Source organism: Limnohabitans sp. Bal53, assembly GCF_003063355.1.
GTDB lineage: Bacteria > Pseudomonadota > Gammaproteobacteria > Burkholderiales > Burkholderiaceae_C > Limnohabitans_A.
This window is the reverse complement of sequence record NZ_NESH01000001.1, coordinates 1-20,428: the sequence shown is the minus strand read 5'-3', so window position 1 is coordinate 20,428 and position 20,428 is coordinate 1. Positions and strand designations below refer to the sequence as shown.

General features: G+C 57.1%; 3 protein-coding genes. All 3 read right to left on the bottom strand.

The genetic code is table 11. The features are described from left to right. Positions 1-24: 24 nt before the first annotated feature. The 3 genes from B9Z50_RS00015 to B9Z50_RS00005 are packed head-to-tail and all read right to left on the bottom strand — an operon-like array spanning position 25 to position 20,353. Positions 25-6,825, bottom strand: coding sequence for a S8 family serine peptidase (locus B9Z50_RS00015; RefSeq protein ID WP_108361680.1), 6,801 nt, complete (start codon positions 6,823-6,825; stop codon positions 25-27). Between the two features lie 42 nt (positions 6,826-6,867). After that, on the bottom strand, positions 6,868-8,754 hold the full coding sequence (locus B9Z50_RS00010; protein WP_108361679.1) for a hypothetical protein: 1,887 nt from the start codon (positions 8,752-8,754) through the stop codon (positions 6,868-6,870). A 22-nt stretch (positions 8,755-8,776) separates the two neighbouring features. Then, positions 8,777-20,353, bottom strand: coding sequence for a S8 family serine peptidase (locus B9Z50_RS00005; RefSeq protein WP_233249691.1), 11,577 nt, complete (start codon positions 20,351-20,353; stop codon positions 8,777-8,779). Between the last annotated feature and the right edge of the window lie 75 nt (positions 20,354-20,428).

Sequence of the window (20,428 nt, the reverse complement as noted above, 5' to 3'; positions counted from 1 at the left end):
AAATTACCAGAGCGATAAATTAGTTTAAGCGATGGCACTTCCATCCAAATCTCCGCGCAGCACCCCTATGAGTTGCAGCGGTGTGTCGCTGTTCAAGTCCACATTAATGTCTGCTGGCACCGCATGGCTTTTACTCAGTGCCTGGCCAGCTGAGCTGGATGCGGGCAGGTTCTGGCTACCCACTGTGACTGTTTGGGCGCTGTCCACAAACACCCAACTAGGGGCGGCGTCCACGGGTTTCTTGAGGTAATACTTGAGCAGGCTGAGCACGTCCGACAGGTCCACATCGCCATCGCCCTGGAAGTCGGCGGCAATGTATTTGTAGGGCGAGTCATATGCGGCGTCGAGCGGCTTGTTCAGGTAGACCTTGAGGGCGCCCAGCACGTCGGTGAGGGTGATGCTGGCTTGTTTGGGGTCGGCTGCCAGCGTCGGGTTGAGCACGGTTTGGCCATCGTCCACGCCATCGGGGTCTTGAAAGCCTTGTGCGCTCAGAGTGCCATCTGAGCCGGTTTTGAACTCTGTGGCGCCGTCGAACAGCCCCAAGCCAACCCCTGATAGGGCTTTGCCCGATTTCCAATGCGCGGCACTGAGCAGCAACTGGCTGCTGGCTTCGATGGTTTGGGCATCGCTGTGAAACACACTCTTGCCGCCCAAAGGGTCTGTGGTGCTGAGCTGTGCCCGCACGGCACGGTCAGCCCAAAGGCCGCCGGTGGGGATGTCCCATGTGGGGCTGGTTGCCCCTTCGATGTCTTGCCAGGTTTGATCGCTCAGCCACTGCCATTGGTAGGCCAGGCTGGGGGTGCCATCGGGGTCGGTGATGTTGCTGACATTCAAGCTGAGGGCGCCGCCTGTCTTGGCACTGCCCGAGATATTCAAGGAGGCTGAGGTCGGGTCATCCACTGGCAGCACCTTGATCTGCGCCTGCGCGATGGCGGTGCCGCCTTGGCCGTCTGTGATGGTGTAGCTGAGGGTATCTCCCAAGGTGTCATTGGGTTTGCCCGCATAGCGCAGCCCGCCAGTAGCCTGGAGCCAAGCTGTGCCATTGGGCAGAGCGATGGTTTTCCACTCGATGCGGCGCTGTGCATCCGCCAGATCGGATGGATCGGTTGAGTTGGGTAAATCCGCCCAAGCGGTGAGCAAGCCGTTCACTGTGACGGCGCTGATGCTCAGGGCGTCGCCATCGGCATCGGTGTCATGAAATTGGGTTTGCCCTGCGGTGCCGGGTGCCCAGCCATCGGAGATCACATTGCCCAGCACCAGTGTGTCGTCCTCGGCAATCGTGTAGCTGTTGTCACGGGCCACAGGCGGTGTATTGATTTTGAGTGAGGCGCTGTCGACCGATTCTGATGTGCCATGTAGGTCGGTGTAGCTGGCGCGCACGCTGATCTGTTGCCCGGCTTGATCTTGTGTGATCAGGAAGGTGTTGCTTGTGGCACTAACGATGACCGCACCATTGGCCAGCCATTGGTAGCTGATCTCACCCAGGCCATCGATGTCGGCCAAGGTGTTGGCAGCGGTGAGTGTTTGGCCGGGGGTGGGTGCACCACTGATGGAGACAGTGCCGGTGGGCTGGTCGTTGACGTTGGTAACCAAGGCCGTTGCGGTACTGGTGACACTCTCGGCTTGACCGAAGCCATCGGTGTAGCTTGCGCGCACGGTGATGGCCTTGCCCACCAGGGCTTGGGCCAGCGTGAGGGTGCTTGCTGTGGCACCGCTGATGTTGACGCCGTCGGCCAGCCACTGATAACTGATCTCGCCCAAACCATCAAGATCAGCCATGGTGTTCGCAGCAGTCAGCACTTGGCCTTGGGTGGCGGTGCCGGAGATTGTTAAGGTGCCGGTGGGCAGATCATTGACGTTAGCAACCAAGGCCGTTGTTGTACTGGTGACGCTCTCGGCTTGACCGAAGCCATCGGTGTAGCTTGCGCGCACGGTGATGACTTTACCCACTTGGGCTTGGGCCAGCGTGAGGGTGCTTGCTGTTGCACCGCTGATATTGACGCCATCGGCCAGCCATTGGTAGCCAATAGCGCCTGTGCCAGTAGTTGGTATGCCATCAATGTCGGCCAATGTGTTGGTAGCCGTCAGCACTTGGCCTTGGGTGGCGGTGCCGGAGATGCTGACGCTGCCTGTCGGGGAATCATTGACAGACAACACCTTGATCCGCACCTGCGCGCTGGCAGTGCCGCCTTGGCCGTCTGTGATGGTGTAGCTGAGGGTATCTCCCAAGGTGTCATTGGGTTTGCCCGCATAGCGCAGCCCGCCAGTAGCCTGGAGCCAAGCTGTGCCATTGGGCAGAGCGATGGTTTTCCACTCGATGCCGCGCTGTGCATCCGCCAGATCGGATGGATCGGTTGAGTTGGGTAAATCCGCCCAAGCGGTGAGCAAGCCGTTCACTGTGACGGCGCTGATGCTCAGGGCGTCGCCATCGGCATCGGTGTCATGAAATTGGGTTTGCCCTGCGGTGCCGGGTGCCCAGCCATCGGAGATCACATTGCCCAGCACCAGTGTGTCGTCCTCGGCAATCGTGTAGCTGTTGTCACGGGCCACAGGCGGTGTGTTGATTTTGAGTGAGGCGCTGTCGACCGATTCTGATGTGCCATGTAGGTCGGTGTAGCTGGCGCGCACGCTGATCTGTTGCCCGGCTTGATCTTGTGTGATCAGGAAGGTGTTGCTTGTGGCACTAACGATGACCGCACCATTGGCCAGCCATTGGTAGCTGATGGTGCCCAGGCCGTCGATGTCGGCCAAGGTGTTGGCAGCGGTGAGGGTTTGGCCTGGGGTGGGTGCGCCACTGATGGAGACAGTGCCGGTGGGCTGGTCGTTGACAGGCAGTACCGTGATTGATACCGAAGCTGTTTCAGAATCTACAGTTCCGTCATTGACCTTGAAAGTGAAACTGTCGCTACCATTAAAGTCAGCGTTGGGCGTGTAGGCGAACTCACCCGTGGTGGCGTTGAGCGTCACGGCACCTTTGGTGGGATTCGTAACCTTGGTAAAAGTCAATAGCTTTCCATCGGCATCTGTGCCGGTCAAAGTACCAGTCCTGAAAGTGTCTTCGCTTGTCGTCAATGAAAAACCGGTGGCAACTGGACTGGCATTACCAGTGAAATCGTATGTGTTGATTCCCGCGTAACTGTTTCCTGCCAGGTCGCGAATCGCTTCATAGGGGATTAACAAAAAATACTGTACAGACTCGGACAGATTGAGGGTTGGATCAATAGTCAGCGTTGATCCGGAGACCTGCACCCGTGAGTTGCCAGCCACATTGAATGACTCGACCAGGGTGCCACTGCTCGAGCCCTGCCTGATCTCAATGTTACCGCTCCCCAACTGGATGTTTTCGCTAAAAGTAATTGATATGTTGCTGTCCAAAGCGACACTGCCAGTACCGTCATCGGGGTTGAATTTGGCGATGGTCGGAGGGGTAAGGTCTAGGCTTGCTAACTGAACTGTTGCATCGCTGAATTTGGCTTCTTCAATATCGCTTAGGATGTCTGTACCTTCATCGCCGTCGTTCAAAAAAATATCAATGATGCAGTAATCCGCTCCAGACATTTCAATGCTGTATCCCGCAAACAGTCCACTAAAAACTGCCACGTCAATACCCAGCCCCCCGTCGAGGAAGTCATCGCCAATGCCCCCCACGAGACTGTCGTTTCCCTCGCCTCCAGAAAGAGAATCATTTCCTCGCATACCCCGCAAGAAATTGGCAGCTTGATTGCCGGAAATAACATCGTTTCCGTCACCAGTCACTGCATGTTCAATCAGGGATCCGGCGCTGATAGTAAGGGTCTGTTCATCAATGATGCTCTGGGTGCCAGCTTGCAAATTCAGCGTTGTGGCGGTGCTCACAGCTGCTGCATTGATCTCATCGATACCCCCGGAATCATTCAGAGTGGCCCGGTAAGTTTGATCAGTGACCGATTCACTGAATTCGTTGGTGTACACATAAACTTCATCTTCAGAGGCTGGCTTACCGATCAGGTTCAAGGTCCATGAATTGAGTGTCCCAATATGGAGGAATGCTTGATCAAAAACCGAAAGGGTCCAAGTGCCGATACTGGTCTCTCCCCAAGACAGAACAGTATTGAAAGTAAAGTTGATGTTGTCCTGACTTTGGCCATAAGGGCTGTTACCCGTCTGACCGGGTCGCCACAAAAGCCAACTGCTGGTGCCAGCCGGAGAAGTAAGGAGAATGCTCAGGTCGCCGATCCAAGCGTGCGAGATGTCAATGGTGACCTCAACCCGTTCAACTTCCATGGCTTGTGTGACGTTGACAGTCTGCTGAAGCAGCGATGTACCGTCGGGGATGGTCTGCCGCAGGGTGCGCGTGACAGAATGCTCTAAGTCGTTTGCGCTGGTCTGCGAGGGCGTCGACCAGGATTCGGCAAGCCTTACAGCCGTGAGTGCGTCAATCAGGCCGAATCCCAGGTTGTGGATGAGACTGTCATAGTGAAGGCCGCCGCCATTCCAATCAGATGCGCCGTTGTACTTCCAGTCGTTTTCTTCCTCGGCAATCTTTCTGCCCGAGTAAGCGATGATTTGCTGGACATCTCTGTATCCCAATGTCGGGTTGGCATCCAGCATCAGAGCTACCACCCCCGAAACCACTGGGCCAGAAAATGAAGTCCCAGCGATCAAGGTGTAATCCGAGCTGTCGTAGCCTGAATTTCCGACTCTGTCGGTCGTGAGAATTTGGCTCAACGCATCATCATTGATATTGACTTCACCCCCTGGCGCTGCGATCAGCACCGAGGCTCCTGGTGAGCTGTAGCTCGTCTCCGTACCCTGGTAATCGGTGCCTGCGACCGTGATGATGTAGCGGCTGTTCTGGAAGTTATGGAGGTTGGTATCGTCACCTAGGCTGTAACTGTTGCCTGCTGACTGAACAACAACAGTGCCGAGGCCATTACGTCCATTTTCAGCCAATCCTTTCAAGGCTTGCCCAGCCGCAGCAAAAGTTGGGCTACGAAAATTATCCAAAAAGGCCCAGGGAAACTCTGATCCAACTCGCGAATAATTGCCGAAACCCCAACTGTTATTCAGAACATCGAAGCTTTCGGCATAAGCGAAAGCATTCGAAATTTCAGCACCAAAACTGACAGCAGATGAGGCAAGCGTCGAATAGATCGAGACCAGCGATGCCTTGGGCGCAACACCGATCACGCCTGCACCGTTTGCCTCCGCGGCAATTACGCCAGCCACGGGCGTTCCATGGTTGTCAGCAGCGAGAATAGGATCTCCACCTGCCGTCAAATTTGAGGCACGTCGCCCAAGCCCTGATAGAAGGTTGTCATTGAGGTCAGGGTGCATGGGGTCAATGCCCTGATCAAATACTGCGACTTTGATACCAGAGCCATTCCATGACTCCCAAACGGGAAAGACATTGGCACCCACTTCAGGATAAAGATGCCACTCGAATCTGGACAGGGGATCACTTGGAAGTACGTACGGCGCATCGTCGTCAACAATCCATCCACGCGCCTCGCCGCCAGCAATCGTGGCCATGACGGGGTTGGAGAGCACAACGCTAAAACCTTCATTGGGTTCAAATTGCGTATCTCCGTAAACGGGGATGGAAAAGACAGCGGAAGTTTGCCCCGCTGGGATCGTCAGCGTAGTTTCCCAAATGCCTTCATAGTCACCGGTTGCTGTCCAGGCTGTTCCAGCGCGGGTTCCTATGGTGAAGCTGACATCCACCGGGCTGGCCTTCGACAGTGTTATGGGAAAGTCGATCGGTTTTGTTGACGTGTTCCCTTCAACTACCGAGGCGTTACCAATCGAGATACTAGGCAGTTCCCAAACGCGAGCGGTATAACTTCCAAGTGAAGCATAGTTGGCTGCCCTTGCAGCAAGGTAATAGGTTCCAGATGTGGTTGGCGTGAATGCAAGCAGGCTATTGAGGCCTGGTCCGTTGTCATCATCACTGGCAATGACAACGCCATTTGAGTCCATGAGCTCAATAAACGGATCAGTCAGCGTTAGGCCATTAATCGAAAATCCGTAGCTGATTCCGCTTGTCAGGGTGATAGCGAAAAGATCGAAATCGCCTTGAAACGCGATGCCGTCCTGCGATGGCGTATTGATCTCAAGAGTACCGGCGACTGGCGCTTCGTTCACGATCAAGGAATAAACACCATAAGCGTCAACACCGGATTCCTGAACATCTAAAAAGTAAGTACCGGAAACAGTCGGCGTGAAAAAAATTCGCGAGTCTATTCCATTGCCCCCATCATCATCACTCAGCAAAAGAGCTCCACTCGCATTTCTCAAAAAAAGAAATGGGTCAGCGAGTGCCAAAGATGCGCCATGCAGTGCCGAGCCTGTGACATCGAATTGGTAGTTGACGCCGGCAGTCAGGGTGATGGCATACCAATCAGAGTAGTCTGTATGCCAACCAATTCGATCAGTCACCAAACTGTTCGGCGCTATGGTTGCTGCGCTCGAATTGTTTGCCAATTGGTCAAGCCATGCGGTCAGTCGATAGCTACCCACCCCATTGTTTCCAAACTCCTCTGCACTTATGTAGAACGTCCCAGATCCAGTGGGAACCGTTGTTAAATAAGCATCACGTGTAATTAAAGAAGAGTCGTTGTTTGCGTGCTGAAAAGTACCTGCTGAGTTGTAAATCGCAAGGTATGGATCCAACAAAGTTCCGTTTCCACTTGATGCGGCCTCCATCCATATTTGGTAGCCAAATCCAGCTTGAAGCTGCACCCTGTACCAGTCGGTATCGCCGTTGAAGTCAAGTCGACCACTGACAGAAGATCCGATCGCAATCGGAGTGTTAGAAGAGGTGTTACCCGGAATCAGATCAGACATGGTCGTAGAAATCTTGTACGGACTCAATCGAGGGCAAAGCCCCTACCCAGACCAACTCCCATCCACATCCCCTCGCAGCACACCCACCAGCTGCACCGGTTCATCGCTGTTCAGCTCGGCCAAGATGGGGGCGGGGGCTGAAGCCGCATTGCTGAGGGTTTGGCCGGTTTTGTTGGACCAGTGCAGCGTTTGTCCGTTGACGGAGGTGGTCTGCGCGCTGTCGACAAACACCCATGCCGGGGCCGCGTTGACCGGTTTGTTAAGGTAAAACTTGAGCAGGCCCAGAACGTCTGTGAGGTTGACGCTGCCGTTGCCGTCAAAGTCTGCCGCGATGAACTTGAGGTCGTTGTTGTAAGCCTCGGGCAGGGGCTTGCCCAGGTACACCTTCAAGGCGCCCAGCACGTCGGTGAGGGTGATGCCGCTGCTGGCAGCGCTGCCGCCAGGGACTGCTTTGCTTGCGCTCATGGGCAACGATTCCATTTCTCCGCTGGGTTCTGCCGTGAATTCAAACAAGCCTGTGCTATCGCTCACATGCGTTGACTCTTGCACTTGCACGGTGACACCGGCGATAGGTTTTTTGCTTTTCCAGTGCAACGCAGTGCCGCTGATGGTCTTGGCATTGGAGCCGTCCTGCAATCCGGTCTCGGTCAGAAACAACTGCCCACCAATGGCGCTGTTGTCTTGGCCCGCAACAAGGTTGGTGGCTTTGCTGTTAAAGGCCAGCACTGCACCGTTGGGTGACAGTTTGGCCGCAAAAGCGGAGTCGTCAGCAGCCCTGTCTTTTTCAGACACCACGGCCCATGTATCCGTGCGCGTGTCCTTCAAGACAAGTTTTTGTACGCCCATGGTGGAGTCTTCGGGCAATTCGGTCAGCAGCAACTGCAAGTTGCCTGGGTTGCTGCTCGACAGCGCTTGAGCGCCTTGTGCCATTTCTGACACGCCCTGAAGTGCTATCTGGCTGACGGTGCCTTCACTTGTGCGGAAAAAGGCATCGCTGGCTTGGTTGTTATCGTTGGGGGTCAGCCCTTCTGCATTGCTGTTGAAAATGGCACCCGCTGCCGTGACCCATAAGCCTTCACTGTCAACCCCACCTGCTGCCAAACCTGAAGCGCCTTGAGCAGATGCGAGGTTAACGCTGGGTGTGCCTTGCAGTCCGGTTGCCGTGTGCTGGCTGTGCCATAAATAGGCATCGCTGCGATCGATGAGGGCAACAGCTTCGCTGTTTTGGTCTTTGTTGCTGAAGCTGCCTTCTGTGGCAAAGAGGACAGACACACCTTGCGTGTCTGCGTAGATGCCACCCAAAAAACTGGCTTGCCGCAACTCAAAACTGCCCATGGCGCTGACACGCTGAATGCTCAGGGCTCCCTGGGTACTCAGATTGTTCAAGTCGATCAAATAGATGTCACTGGCCTCGTTGGTGTCGGGCTCTTGATTTTTGGCCAAAAGGGCGCTGCTGGTTTGAATGGCCAAGTAGCGGCCGTCAGCGCTGAGTTCGTACCGTTCGGCGCGCACTTGTACGCCATTGCCCAGCAGGTTGGACAGCAGGTCTCGTTGGACCAGAACACCGTCTTTTACCCATGCCAATTGTGGAGCTTCAGTGCTGCCACGCATCTGGTGTTCAATGACCAAGCTGAAGCGGTCTGCTGTGCCAGCGATGCTGGCGTGGCGCAAATCGAGCTCGCGCAACGCGGTGGTGTCGCTGGTCAGAAGAGTGCTCAGGCTGCTGGTGTAGCTGCGGTTGTTCACGTCATAAAGCCAGATGGCTTGCTGTGTCACGGTGGGTTGAACAGCGGTATCTGAAAAACTGGCTTGCACCAGCATCAAGCGGCTGTCGCCGGTGAAGCCCAGTGCTTGCAACAAATACAGGTTGGGGCTGCCGCTGCTGACCAAGGGTTTGAGGTCAGGCGCGGCAACTTGTGTGAATGCCATGGAAAGTTCCTGTGTCTTTACGTCAGATGGCGATGTAAATGTCGCTGCTGGCGAAGTCTTTGTCCACCACGCCAACAAATTTCACCAAGTCAACGGCTGCTTGTGCGCCGTTGCCATCGGGGTCGAAACGCAACACGCCCTGGGCCGTGTCGAGCAGGTAGTGGTCGTTCGGATCCAGTGGGCGAACACCAATGCCTTTGACAAAGGCGCTGCTGCTCACCGCGCCTGAGGACACGAGCCCCAGGGCGACTGGATCGATGCCAAATGAGACCAGGTCGATCACGAGCAGGTCCACGCCAGCCTTGAAGTCCGTGACAGAATCCGCCGCACTGCCTGCGCCGTTGAATGCCATGACGAATTGGTCGCTGCCATCGCCACCGGTCAGGGTGTCAACGCCAGCGCCGCCTTGCAAGATGTTGTCGCCCATGTTGCCCGTCAGGTGGTTGTTGAAACGGTTGCCGTTGAGCCAAAGGTCAGCAAAGCCCATCAGCTCGCCGTTTTCGATCATGTCCGGCAGTGTCATGCTGACGCTGGTGCGGATGGTGTCTTTGCCGCCTGTGTCAATGATCTGGTCGAGGTTGTCGCTCAAGATGTAGAGGTCATCGCCATCCCCGCCTTCCAGGGTGTCGGCGCCCATGCCACCGGCCAACACGTTGGCATCCGAATTGCCTTTGATGTGGTTGTTGAGTGAGTTGCCTGCACCAGTCCAGTCACCGCCCTCCAAAAGTTCGAGGTTTTCGATGTTTGAGGGCAGCGTAAAGCTGGAGCGGGCGTAAACCGTGTCGGTACCCTCGTTCGACAATTCAATGGCGGTGTCAAGTCGTGAGTCGACCCAGTAGCTGTCGTCGCCTGCGCCACCAGCCATGCGGTCGACCTCCGTGCCACCGTCCAGACGGTCGTTGCCAGCACCGCCCAGCAAGGTGTCGCGGCCAGACCCGCCCGAAAGCGTGTTGTCCATGGCGTTGCCGGCCAAGACGTTGTCCAATTCGTTTCCGGTCAGGTTGATCGCCAGGCCTTCCATGGCTTGCAGGTTTTCCACATTGGCCGGGGCCGAGTAGGTGATGGAGGTCATCACCAAGTCTTTGCCACCCGCGCCCGATGCAATTAGCTCGAGCACAACATCTCCGGCCGAGTCGACCACATAGGTGTCATGGCCTGGTCCGCCAGACAGGGTGTCATTGCCCGTACCGCCGTCCAGGTAATCGTTGCCGCTGGAGCCATCCAGTACGTCATCGCCACTGCCACCGAACAGGTGGTCATTGCCCAAGCCGCCCAACAGGCGATCGTTGCCAGCGTTGCCCACCAAGGTGTCGTCACCAGCCATGCCATACAGAGTGTCGTTGCCAATGCTGCCAAAAATTTCGTCGTTCGACAGCGTCCCGATGTTCGAGTAAGCCTCGCCCAGAACCTCCAGTTGCAGCGACCACTCAGTGCTCAGGCCTTGGGGGTCGGTGGCTTGAATGCCAACCCGACCGATCGGGCCGTTGACGTTCTCGGTCAAGCTCAGCACCAGGTTTTGCAGGTCCTGCAGGCTGATCACCTGGTTCAAGACCACTCGTTCGCCATTCAAGGAAACTTGACCTAAGGCTGGCAAAGCGGTGATGCGCACATCATTCAAGCTGGACTCGGGATCGGTGGGCCTGGCCATGTCCAGCGGTAAAACCGATTGTGCTGGGTAGTTGATGACCAATTTGCCATCGGCGCGGCTGAAGCGCGGCGCATCGTTGACGGGTTGGATGAACAAACGGACAGACGAAATGGCGCTGACCTTATCTTCATCGGTGGCTTCGTAGCGCAACATGCCCGCGCTGCCATTGGCGTCTGGGATGCTGCGGTAGTGCAGTTCAGTCAAAGCGTCGGCACTCATGGTGCGGCCAACGGAGACCACTTGGCCCGCTTTGTCTAGGATCTCGCCCACGCTCGGGATTTCCAGGATTTTGACGGTGACTTCAAGTCCTTCTGGGTCCTCTGGTGAGCCGATTTGGAGTGCGACCAAGCCTGCGTCTTCTTGCAGTGTGCGTTCGCTGGGTGCATCCAGTTCAGGCGCTTGGTTGTCGCCAAATTGGAGGGTCAACACGTCACTGGCGGTTTCGCCAAATTCGTCAGTGGCGGTCACCAGCAGCTTGAGCTGACCCTGGTGGTCTTCGGGCGGGGTGCCGCTGAGCTTTTTGGTGACAGGGTCGTAGCTGAGCCAATCGGGCAACTCGCCACCTGCAGCCTCGGCCACAGCGATATCGTTTTGGGCCCCAGATGAAGAGTCTGTGATTGAGTTCGGGTCGGGGTCGCTGAAGGCCGTGCTGGGAATGGTCAGCTCAATGCCCATGCCCGGTGCCAGGGTGACTGGGCTGCTGAACCACTCGCGGTTGGCCACTGGTGGGCGGTTGCCCACCATGGTGCCCAAGTTGGTTTCGCCGTCGGCAAAGACGATGCGTTCAATGCCGCTCAAAACATCGCTGCCCTCGTCCAGGCCAGTACGCACCAGGTCGGTGACTTGGATTTGGCGGGTGGTGGCGTTCCAAACGACCGAAAACTCGGCCATGTTGCCTTGGTAGATCGCCGTGTCAAAGCCCTCACCACCTTCCAATGTGTCATTGCCGGCACCACCTTCGAGGCTGTCTTGGCCGTTGCCCGCGCGCAACCAGTTGGTGGTGGCGTTGCCAATCAAAAAGTCGTCGCCGTCGCCACTGACACTGTTTTCAATGGTGGACCAAGAGGCGATGGTGTGCGAAACCGATTGAGAGGCAATGATGCCTTGGGTCAGGTCAATCAACATACCGTGGCGCACTGGGGACGCGTTGATGGTGTCAATGCCTTGTTCGTCTTCCAGCGTACGGCCTTGGCTGTTTTGAAAGCCTTCGTCGGTGAACACATAAGTGCTGTCGCCATTGGCCTCGGAGCCATACAGGCGCAAAGACAGACTGTTCAAACTGCCGGCGTGTTCTGCGCGTACATCACGGACGTTGACAGTCCAGGTGCCTGAGGCCTGTTCGCCATAAAACTGCACACTTGAGAAGTCCCACAGCAGGCGTGTGGGCACGCCGCTGTCTGTACCGCTGAGCCCAAATGGCGCATCTGCAGAGGCGGTGGGGCGGTTCATTAGGGTTGATACGGTGCCGTTGGGTGAAATCAATTCGACCACCAGATCGCCCATGCGGGTGTGCCGCAGATCAATGCCCAACTCGACATGTTCCACCGACAGGTCGTTGTCTATGTGGAATTGTCGGCTGAACTCGCCGTCGCCATCCGGTATGGCAGCGTTCAAGCCAAATGCACGCGCTGAGGCCGTGACTTGGTTGAAGGCGGTGTTTTGTTCGGTCCAGCTTTCAGCCAAGCGCACAGCAGCATAGGCATCGACCAAACCAAAACCGGTCTTGTCGTTGTAGCGCATGCCACCCAGGTTCCAGTCGCTTGCGCCGTTGGTTTTCCAGTCTTGGTTATCAGGATGTGTGGTGGCGTAGGCCAAAATTTTCTGCACATCGCGGTAGCCCAGATCGGGGTTGGCCTCGAGCATGAGCGCCACCACACCCGAGATGATGGGGGCCGATGCGGATGTGCCGTTCATCTCTGTGTAGCCACCGTAACGTTGGGTGGTCATGACCCCCACACCAGGCGCGGACACCAGCACATTGGCACCCGGTGTACTGAACGCCGCGGGTGCACCGCTGGCATCTGTGGCGCCAACCGTGATCACTTCGCGGGCGTTTTGGTAGTTGAAGTAATTGGTGTTGTGCCCCAATGCAGCGCTGTTGCCGGCAGAAAACACAAACACGGTGCCCAGTCCTTCGCGACCCATTTCGACGCCTTTGCGCAAGCCTTCGTAAGCAAAGGTCATGGCGGTGCTGTTGAAGTTGTCGCTGAAGGGGACAATCGCACCCCAACTGTTGTTGCTCACATCAAACTTCCATTGGGTCGAGATGGCTTCGGTCATGTGGTCCCACGCCCACTTGACACGGGTGGAGACCAAGTTGGCGTCTTGCGCCACGCCCACGATACCGGTCTCGTTATTGGCCTCGGCGCCAATGATGCCGGCGATCAAGGTGCCGTGGAAGTCGGGCGGCCCCACCAAAATGGGGTACTTGTGCATGCCGTCTTTGGTATTGAATTGGGCGTCGTAGGCTTTCGCAAAGTCCAGCTGGAGGTTGAGGTCGGGGTGGGCAGTGTCCACGCCATCGTCAATGAAGGAGACGCTCACGTTGGCGCCCGAATAGCGACCATCCAGGCTGGGCAGGTCTATCAGGTCCAGATACCACTGAGCGGCGCGATAGGGGTCTGCGACGCCGCTGTACAGCTCACGCAAGCGCACGGTGTAGCTGCCCAACTCGCCAAGGTTTGCGCCCACGTCTAAAAAGTAATCCCCAGTCGATTGCGCCGAAAACTGGATGTGGGCGTCTTTGCCCGCGCCACTGTTGTCGTCAAAGGCCAATTGCAGGCCTTGCGCATCCAGCAAGCGCAAATTGGCGTCTTTCAAGAACCCGCCCGAGCCCGAGCCGTCTGCCAACACGTCGAGGGTGTAGACCTTTCCTGCCACCAAGTTGGCCTTGAACCAGTCGCGGTCGCTGGCATGGTTGATGGTGCCGGTCGCAGCTTTGCCTGGTGCCACCCGCATGCCCGATAAGGCGTCTGCGCGGATGTCGTCTTCTGGTACCGAGTCCAAATCCAATTGACGGTTGTCCAGTACATACGTGCCGATGTTGCCCGGCAAATCGATGGGGCTGACAGCCAGAAAATAGCGACCGCTGTCAAACACCGAGACGGCCATGTCGGTGCGGCCTGATGTGGTGTCAAATTGCCCCGAGGTGACCAGCTGACCTTTGGCGTCCAGCAGTCGCAGGTCGCCTTGGGCCAGGGTGCCCAGGCCGTCTAAATAACTTTTGATTGAAAACTCGTAAATCTGCCCAGCGGTCAAGTCCACCGCAAACAGATCCACATCGCCGCTGTCGTCAATGCGGCCTTGGCTGGGTTGGTTCACGCCTAACACGCCATGCGTGTCAACCAGGTACTGGCTCACAGTGTCAGGGCGGTCGTCGGTTTGTTCGGCACCAAGATCGATCACGCGCAATCGGTATTGACCAGCTTCAATGGCGTCTGTGGCTGAGACCTTGATCGACAAGCTGCCATCTGCCGTGGGGCTGAACATGGCCGACTCAAAGTTGGAGGGGTTGCTGGTCAGGGCGTTGCTGTCTACTTTGACAGAGGCCGTTTGCAGGGCCTCCTTGAACTGCATGTCCAGGCGGGTGCCGGCCAAAGGCGCATGTTGCCCATCGCGCACAGCCACGGTTTCGATCCTGTAGCTGTGCCCAGCTTTGAGGTCGATGCCGAATTGATCGGTATCGCCGGGCAAGCCGATGCGGGCCACTTGTTGCGCGCTGGTGACGCCCGCGTTGATGTCAAACGCCAGGGCGACAGGGCCGTTGGCATCTTCGTCCGATGCATCACCGGCCACTAGACTGACGCGATAGGCGCCTGTGGTGCCAGCTCCATCAATGACCCGGGCAAAGAAAGTGCCTGCGTCAGGGGCCTTGAAGGTGGCCCGTGCGCTGGCGTCCAGCATTTCAAGACCATCGCCCACAGCCAATTGGCGCATGTTGCTGTCCACGATCTCGACCATAGGGCGGCTCAGGCTGGAGTTGCCAGGCACCGAAACCAAGAAGCTCAGCACTTGGTCTTGGGTCGCTTCAAACTTGAACCAGTCTTGGTCAAAGTCGGTGGCCAGGCCCACGCTGTTGATGGCCCGTGCACCAAAATTGCCATCGTTCCACTGAATGCCGCCGTCCAGTGTTTGGCCTAATGAGATCGTGGATGCTTTGATGCTGGTGTTGCCAAAGTCGTCAGGCGCACGGGTCGTCAACTGGTAACTGCCCGTGTCGTTTTGCCCGTCGGCAGCGCGCACCACCACAAAGTAGTCACCTGTGCCTGTGGGCGTGAACAGCATGGATGGCTCGTTGCCCATGAGCATGTTGTCCTCGGATTGCAGCAACTGTCCGTTGGCACTGCGTACCTCCAGCACGGGGTCTTTCAAGCTGCCATTGCCGCTGTGCGAGGCCAGGGCTTTGAACACGTAATCCTTGCCCTCTTCGAGCCGAATGCGAACCCAGTCTTGTTCGTTCTTTTGCAGCAGCGTGCCCGAGAAGGTTTCGCCCGCTTTCAGCGTGACCCAGGTCTGGGTGTTCGAGCCGGCATCGGCAGCTGGTACGTCACGCTGCGTGACCTCCATTTGGTATGTGCCCATACCCCGCGGCTGGTTGGATGAGGCTTCGATGTAGTACACGCCCGATTGGGTGGGCACAAAATGCATTTGGGCATCGGTGCCCTGGCCACCGTTGTTGTCAAAATTGATCAGCCGCCCAGCCGAATCAAAAAGTCGCAAATAAGGATCAACCAAGTTGCCTTTGCTGCTGGCCATGCCGGCCACACTCAGTTGGTAAACCTTGCCAGCCTCAAGGCTGACTTTGAACATGTCGCGGTCACCTGGTACGCCAATTTCCCCCAGGCTTGCGGTGCCGAGGGTCAAGCTGGTGGCCGCATTGTTGGGGGTGCTGACGTGGTCGTCTGGCGGCGCCAAAGCAACGCTCAGTTTGTAGGCGCCGATGTCGTACCGGAATGCACTGCTGGCATCTAGAAAATAAATGCCGTTGTCTTGGGGTGTGAAGTAGGCCCGTGCATTGAGTGTGGTGCCAAAGTCGTCGAAACGGCCCAGTTCTCTGCCGGCGCTGTCACGAATCACCAGCAAGGGGTCCCCAATGGGGTCAAGCTTTGCATTGTCGGACATGTCACCCACCAGATCGATCTGGTAGGTCACGCCCCCGCTGAGGCCCACTTTGAACCAGTCATTGTCGCCATGGAAAGACAGCAATCCTTGTACAGCACCACCTACCTGCACGGTGCCCACGGTGTGGACATCACCGGCGAAGTCGTCGCTCAGACGCGAGCCTTTGAGCAGGTAGGTGCCTCGGCTGCCATTGCCGGCAGCGCCTGCGTCCAGAAAGTACCAACCGGAATCTACTGCAGTGAATGCAAATTCGGCATCGGTGCCCGAGCCGCTGTTGTCGTCGGCATTCAGCAAAATACCCGTGACCGAGCGGATGGACAGTTGGGGATTGGTCAGTGTTTGGCCCGAGCTGGCTCCGGCCAACTCGAATTTGTAGGTGATGCCTTTGTCCAGCCACACCCTGAACCAGTCGCGGTCGGTGAGTTGGTTGATTTCGCTGCGGACACTGAAAGTGTTGCCAGCCGACCACTCGACCCTGCCCAAACTGCTGGGGTTGTCTGCGATCATGTCCAGGCTGCGCTGCTCCAGGGTCCACGAGCCCAATGCTATGCCTTGGGTGCCTTTGGCCAAGTCGGTCACCACATCTTGCGCGCTGAGGTAGTAAGTGCCCGTTGTGTTGGCTGTGAACACAATTTTGTCGTCTGTGCCGACACCTTGGCCGCCCACCAACAGCAACCTGCCGGCGCTGTCGCGCAGTTCCAACTTGGGGTCGACCAGTGTGCCGCCGTCGCTGGATGCGCCGCGCAGATTGAACTCGTACTGGGTGCCCTCGATCAGTTGGGTGCGGATCCAGTCCGAGTCGCCCACATCGCCCACATAGCCCTTGACCAAGCCCAGTTGGGGGTCCATTTCGCCCTGGGTTTGGATGCTGCCGGCGTAGTCATCCAAATATTTGAGGGTGAAGGCGTAGCTTTGAATGTCGGTGCTGTCCAAGCGAATGTCGAACACAACATCGCCACCTTGGTAGGCGACAAAACCTTGGTTGGTTTGGAAGCCTGGCAACCACTTGGCTTCAGCATTCATCCCTGAGGAAAACTGCCCATTGATCCAACCGTAGACCAGGCTCTTGAACTGGAGTTGCTGGCCGGTTTTCGCATCGATAAAACTCATTTGCCAACCACTGCCTTTTTCAGAAGAGGCTTCAATCAGCAGAGGAGAGTTGGGCACCAGTGTGGTGCTGTAAACATCGATGTCGGTGGCGTAGTCTTTGTTGCCATCTGCTTTTTTGTCGTAAGCCTTGTGGCTTAGCAATTGGTATTTGTTTGTACCGGTAAATGCCCAGGTGTTGTTGAAGGCGTCATCCACTTCAATAGTTTGGTCTGCAAACTTCAAATACCGTACATTGTTCAGCGTGTCTTTGCCGTCGGTTTTGTCACCGCGTGCCTGCTCGATCACCAAGCTGTCGCCGTTGGTGAATAAGTCAATGTCGTACTCGTTGTAATTTCCTGTGAACACGGCTGTGTGCACGTTGGCAATGTTGTCGTTACCCCGGCCGCCTTGAAAGGCCTCAACAAAATTGCCCGAGTACGAGTCGGCACTGGCAGACCCCACGATGGTGTTACCCACCTTGGTGAACTTGGCGCCGGAACCTTCAAAACTCAGCGCATCGCGCTGCGACTCGGTGATGACCAAGGTGGTGTTGCCATGGCGGATGGTTTCAAACCCGCTGATGCTGGAGACACTGATGTCAACAAAGCCACCTGTAAATTCCAACACGTCTTGTCCATCGCCCCCGGACAAGGTGGCGTTCAGGGTGCCGGTGGACTCGACTCGCACCAAGTCGTCACCCGCGCCGGTTGACGCGCTGAAGTGGGTATCACCCCGAACAATCAGGCCGTCATTGCCGTCGCTGAGCAGGATGCTGTCAAAGTCAGTGACGCTGATGTGGTTGTAATTGAGGCCGTTGTTTCCGTCACCACTGTCTCCCCAAGTGGCTGGTCCTGAGCTGAAAGCTTGGGCATCAATGTCAAAAAAGCGGCCTTGCAGCACGACTTGGCGAATGTGCGCGTTGTCGGCGATGGCATCCAAGTTGAGGTCTTCTTGATGGCCAGCAATGCCCAAGCTCGCGTAGTTGTATCGTCCGATAGCGCTGTTGGAGTGTTCAGCCGTAATGTTGGAAAACTGCTTGAAACTGGCAGCGTCCATGGCCACCATGTTCCAGTGATCGCTGAAGCGCAGGGCCAGTGTTTCCATGCCACTGACTTGGCCTGCGTTGATCACATAGCCGGTGCTATTTCGGACGCCAAAATCTAGCACCAAGCTGTCGGTGCCGACCCCACCGTCGATGCGGTCCGCGTACAAAACCAGTTGCCGATGGTCAAAATACGCCGTTTGCCCAAGCGTGCCTGTGACCAAAATTTGCTGGGATGCGCCCGCTGCAAATTCACTGCTGTGGACTTCAAATTGGTCATCGCCTTGTCCGCCCACCAAGGTGTCGGTGCCGCTGCCACCGATCAGCGTGTCATTGCCTGCGCCGCCCGCCAGGTGATCATTGCCGCGGCCGCCCAAGATGAGGTCGTTACCCGCGCCGCCGGTGATGCTGTCGTCAAAGCTGGAGCCCAGCACTGCTGCGCGCGATTCGGCAATTTGCAGGTCCAGGTTGGGCAGGAAAATCTGCGCCCCGTTGAGCATGGTGGGGTTGCCAAGTTGCACGGTTTGTGTGGCACCTACCAACTGGACCTTGACCCCATTGAGCACCTCAAAGCCATTGAGTTGGCTCTGCGTCATGGTCACGGTGCCAGTGCCTTGCAAGACTTCCAGGCTGGCCAGCGTCGCTTGGCGCAAGTCTTGGCCGTCTGCCACTACCAGGGTGTCGCGGCCAGCGCCACCGTCCAGCACATCACGCCCCGAGGTTTTGACGCTGACTACCAGCATGTCATCGCCAGCGCCGCCGTACACGCTGTCGGTGCCGGCGCCGGTCACCAATCGGTCGGCTCCGATGCCGCCGTCTAAACGGTCGTTACCGCTGCCACCGATCAAAATGCTGCCGCTGGCGTTGGCCACCAGGTGGTCGTCGCCTTCAGTGCCGGTCAGCCCCCGAAAAACCGAGTCAGCAGCGAGTTCGGTGCGCTGGTCGGGTGTGGTGATTTTGAGGTTGTATTGGGTGGGCGAACCAGCGGGTTTGATGACCAAGCTACCCAAGCTTTCCCACTGGGTATCGGTCATGGTCAGCGTGGCTGATTGGGCCTGGATCGACTCTATGTTGTGGATGTCTGCACCCGACAAATCGACGTCGCCGCTGCGCAAAACCAAGGTGTCAAAGCCCGCGCCACCGTCGATGTTGCCGGAGATGTCGCCTTTGCCGTCAATGATGACCAGGTCATTACCGGCGCCTGCATCGATATTGTCTGTGCCAGAGCCGCTGCTGATGGTGTCATTGCCATCGCCTGCTGTGATGCTGTCATTGCCGCCGTAGGTGGTCAGGGTTTCACTGGCAGCGGTGCCTGTGAGTGTGTAGTTTTGATCGCCGCTGACGCTGATGGTGGCGCCGTTGGTTAGGACTTTGGCGCTGAGGTCCACCGTGCCGCCGCCTTTGACGACAAAGTTGCCGCCAGACAGGGTGGTCAGGCCGGCGAGCTGTGAAGCGTTCAAGTAGATCGCTGAAGGGCCGTAAGCGTAGGAAACACCTGCATAGGTGTAATTGCCTCGGCTCAATTCAATGTGTTCAAACCCCTCAACCTTGGCTTGGCTCAGATCGATGCCAAACGGCAACTCTGTTGCCGGACGTTCGTACTCCCAACGCCAACTGCCAAGCACGTTGTAAAGGGATTCATTGAATGCAAACTTGAGCGTATCATTGCCGGTGCCGCCGGCATAACTGCCTTGAATTAAATAATTTGAGCCATTGGTTGTTGAGGAAATAACTTGCTCTGCGCGGTGTTGCAAGTCCCAGTTAGAACCCCAGCCCCTTTCCCAGACCACTGTGTCGTTGCCTGCTCCGCCCACGACGGTGTTGTTGCCCGCAAAAGGGCGAATGATGTTGTCACCCGCACCCGCCTTGAGGACATCGTCTCCTGCCGTGCCCTCGAGTGTGTAGCTGCCGCCCAAGGCGCTGAAGTCTTGGTTGCTGCCGCTGAAGATGACGTTGTTGGCGCTGTCAAAACCGGCCAATTGTGCGGCGGTGACGGTGACGCGCTGGCCTGTGCCTTGCATCAACTCCACCGAGTTGAACGTCGCTCCCGTGAGGTTGACATCGCTGGTGACCAGCAAGGTGTCGGTGCCTTCGCCCCCGTCAAACAAGTCGTTGACGCTCGTTTCACCGGAGGTGATGAAGGTGTCATTGCCTGCCTCGCCATACAGCGCGTCGGTGCCTGCACCGCCCCGGAGGCGGTCATCGCCTGCGCCTGCGTTGATGGTGTCGTTGCCATCGCCGCCGTCAAAGGCCTCGCCCCGCTCGGTGCCGGTGATCTTGTCGTTGCCGCCCAGGCCTGCCACCTCATCGGCCTTGGTCTGCTCCGTCGCACCGTCGGTGCTCAAGGTGTCGTCACCCGCGGTGCCTGCGCGGTAGCGGCTGATGCTGATGCTGTAGGCACCCTGATTGGGATCGTTGTAATTGGGTTCGTCACCCCACTCACTGTTCATCACAATGAAAGCGGTATTGCCGCCGAATGCGCCACCTTCAGCGTTGGCACCCCACTGGATGCCCTTGATCAGGTACTCCCGCGTGCCGCTGAAGTAATTCAAATCAAAGCTGTTTTTGGTGCTGTTGTCTGACAGGTCGGTGAACTGCAGGGCCGAGCCCGATACGTTGACAAACGACAAGGACTTGCCGGTGGGGAAGTAGCCATCGCGCATGGTGACGGTGACCTTCAAGGTGGTGTTTTTGTCCACCACCTGCCGGCCAAAGTCAAAAGCGATCCAGTCGTCGTCGTAGCGGTTGGTGAACCGGCCCTCAATGACTTGGCC

Coding starts and splice junctions, on each gene's coding strand:
- B9Z50_RS00015 (WP_108361680.1), bottom strand. CDS start 6,825: ATGTCTGATCTGATTCCGGGTAACACCTCTTCTAACACTCCGATTGCG.
- B9Z50_RS00010 (WP_108361679.1), bottom strand. CDS start 8,754: ATGGCATTCACACAAGTTGCCGCGCCTGACCTCAAACCCTTGGTCAGC.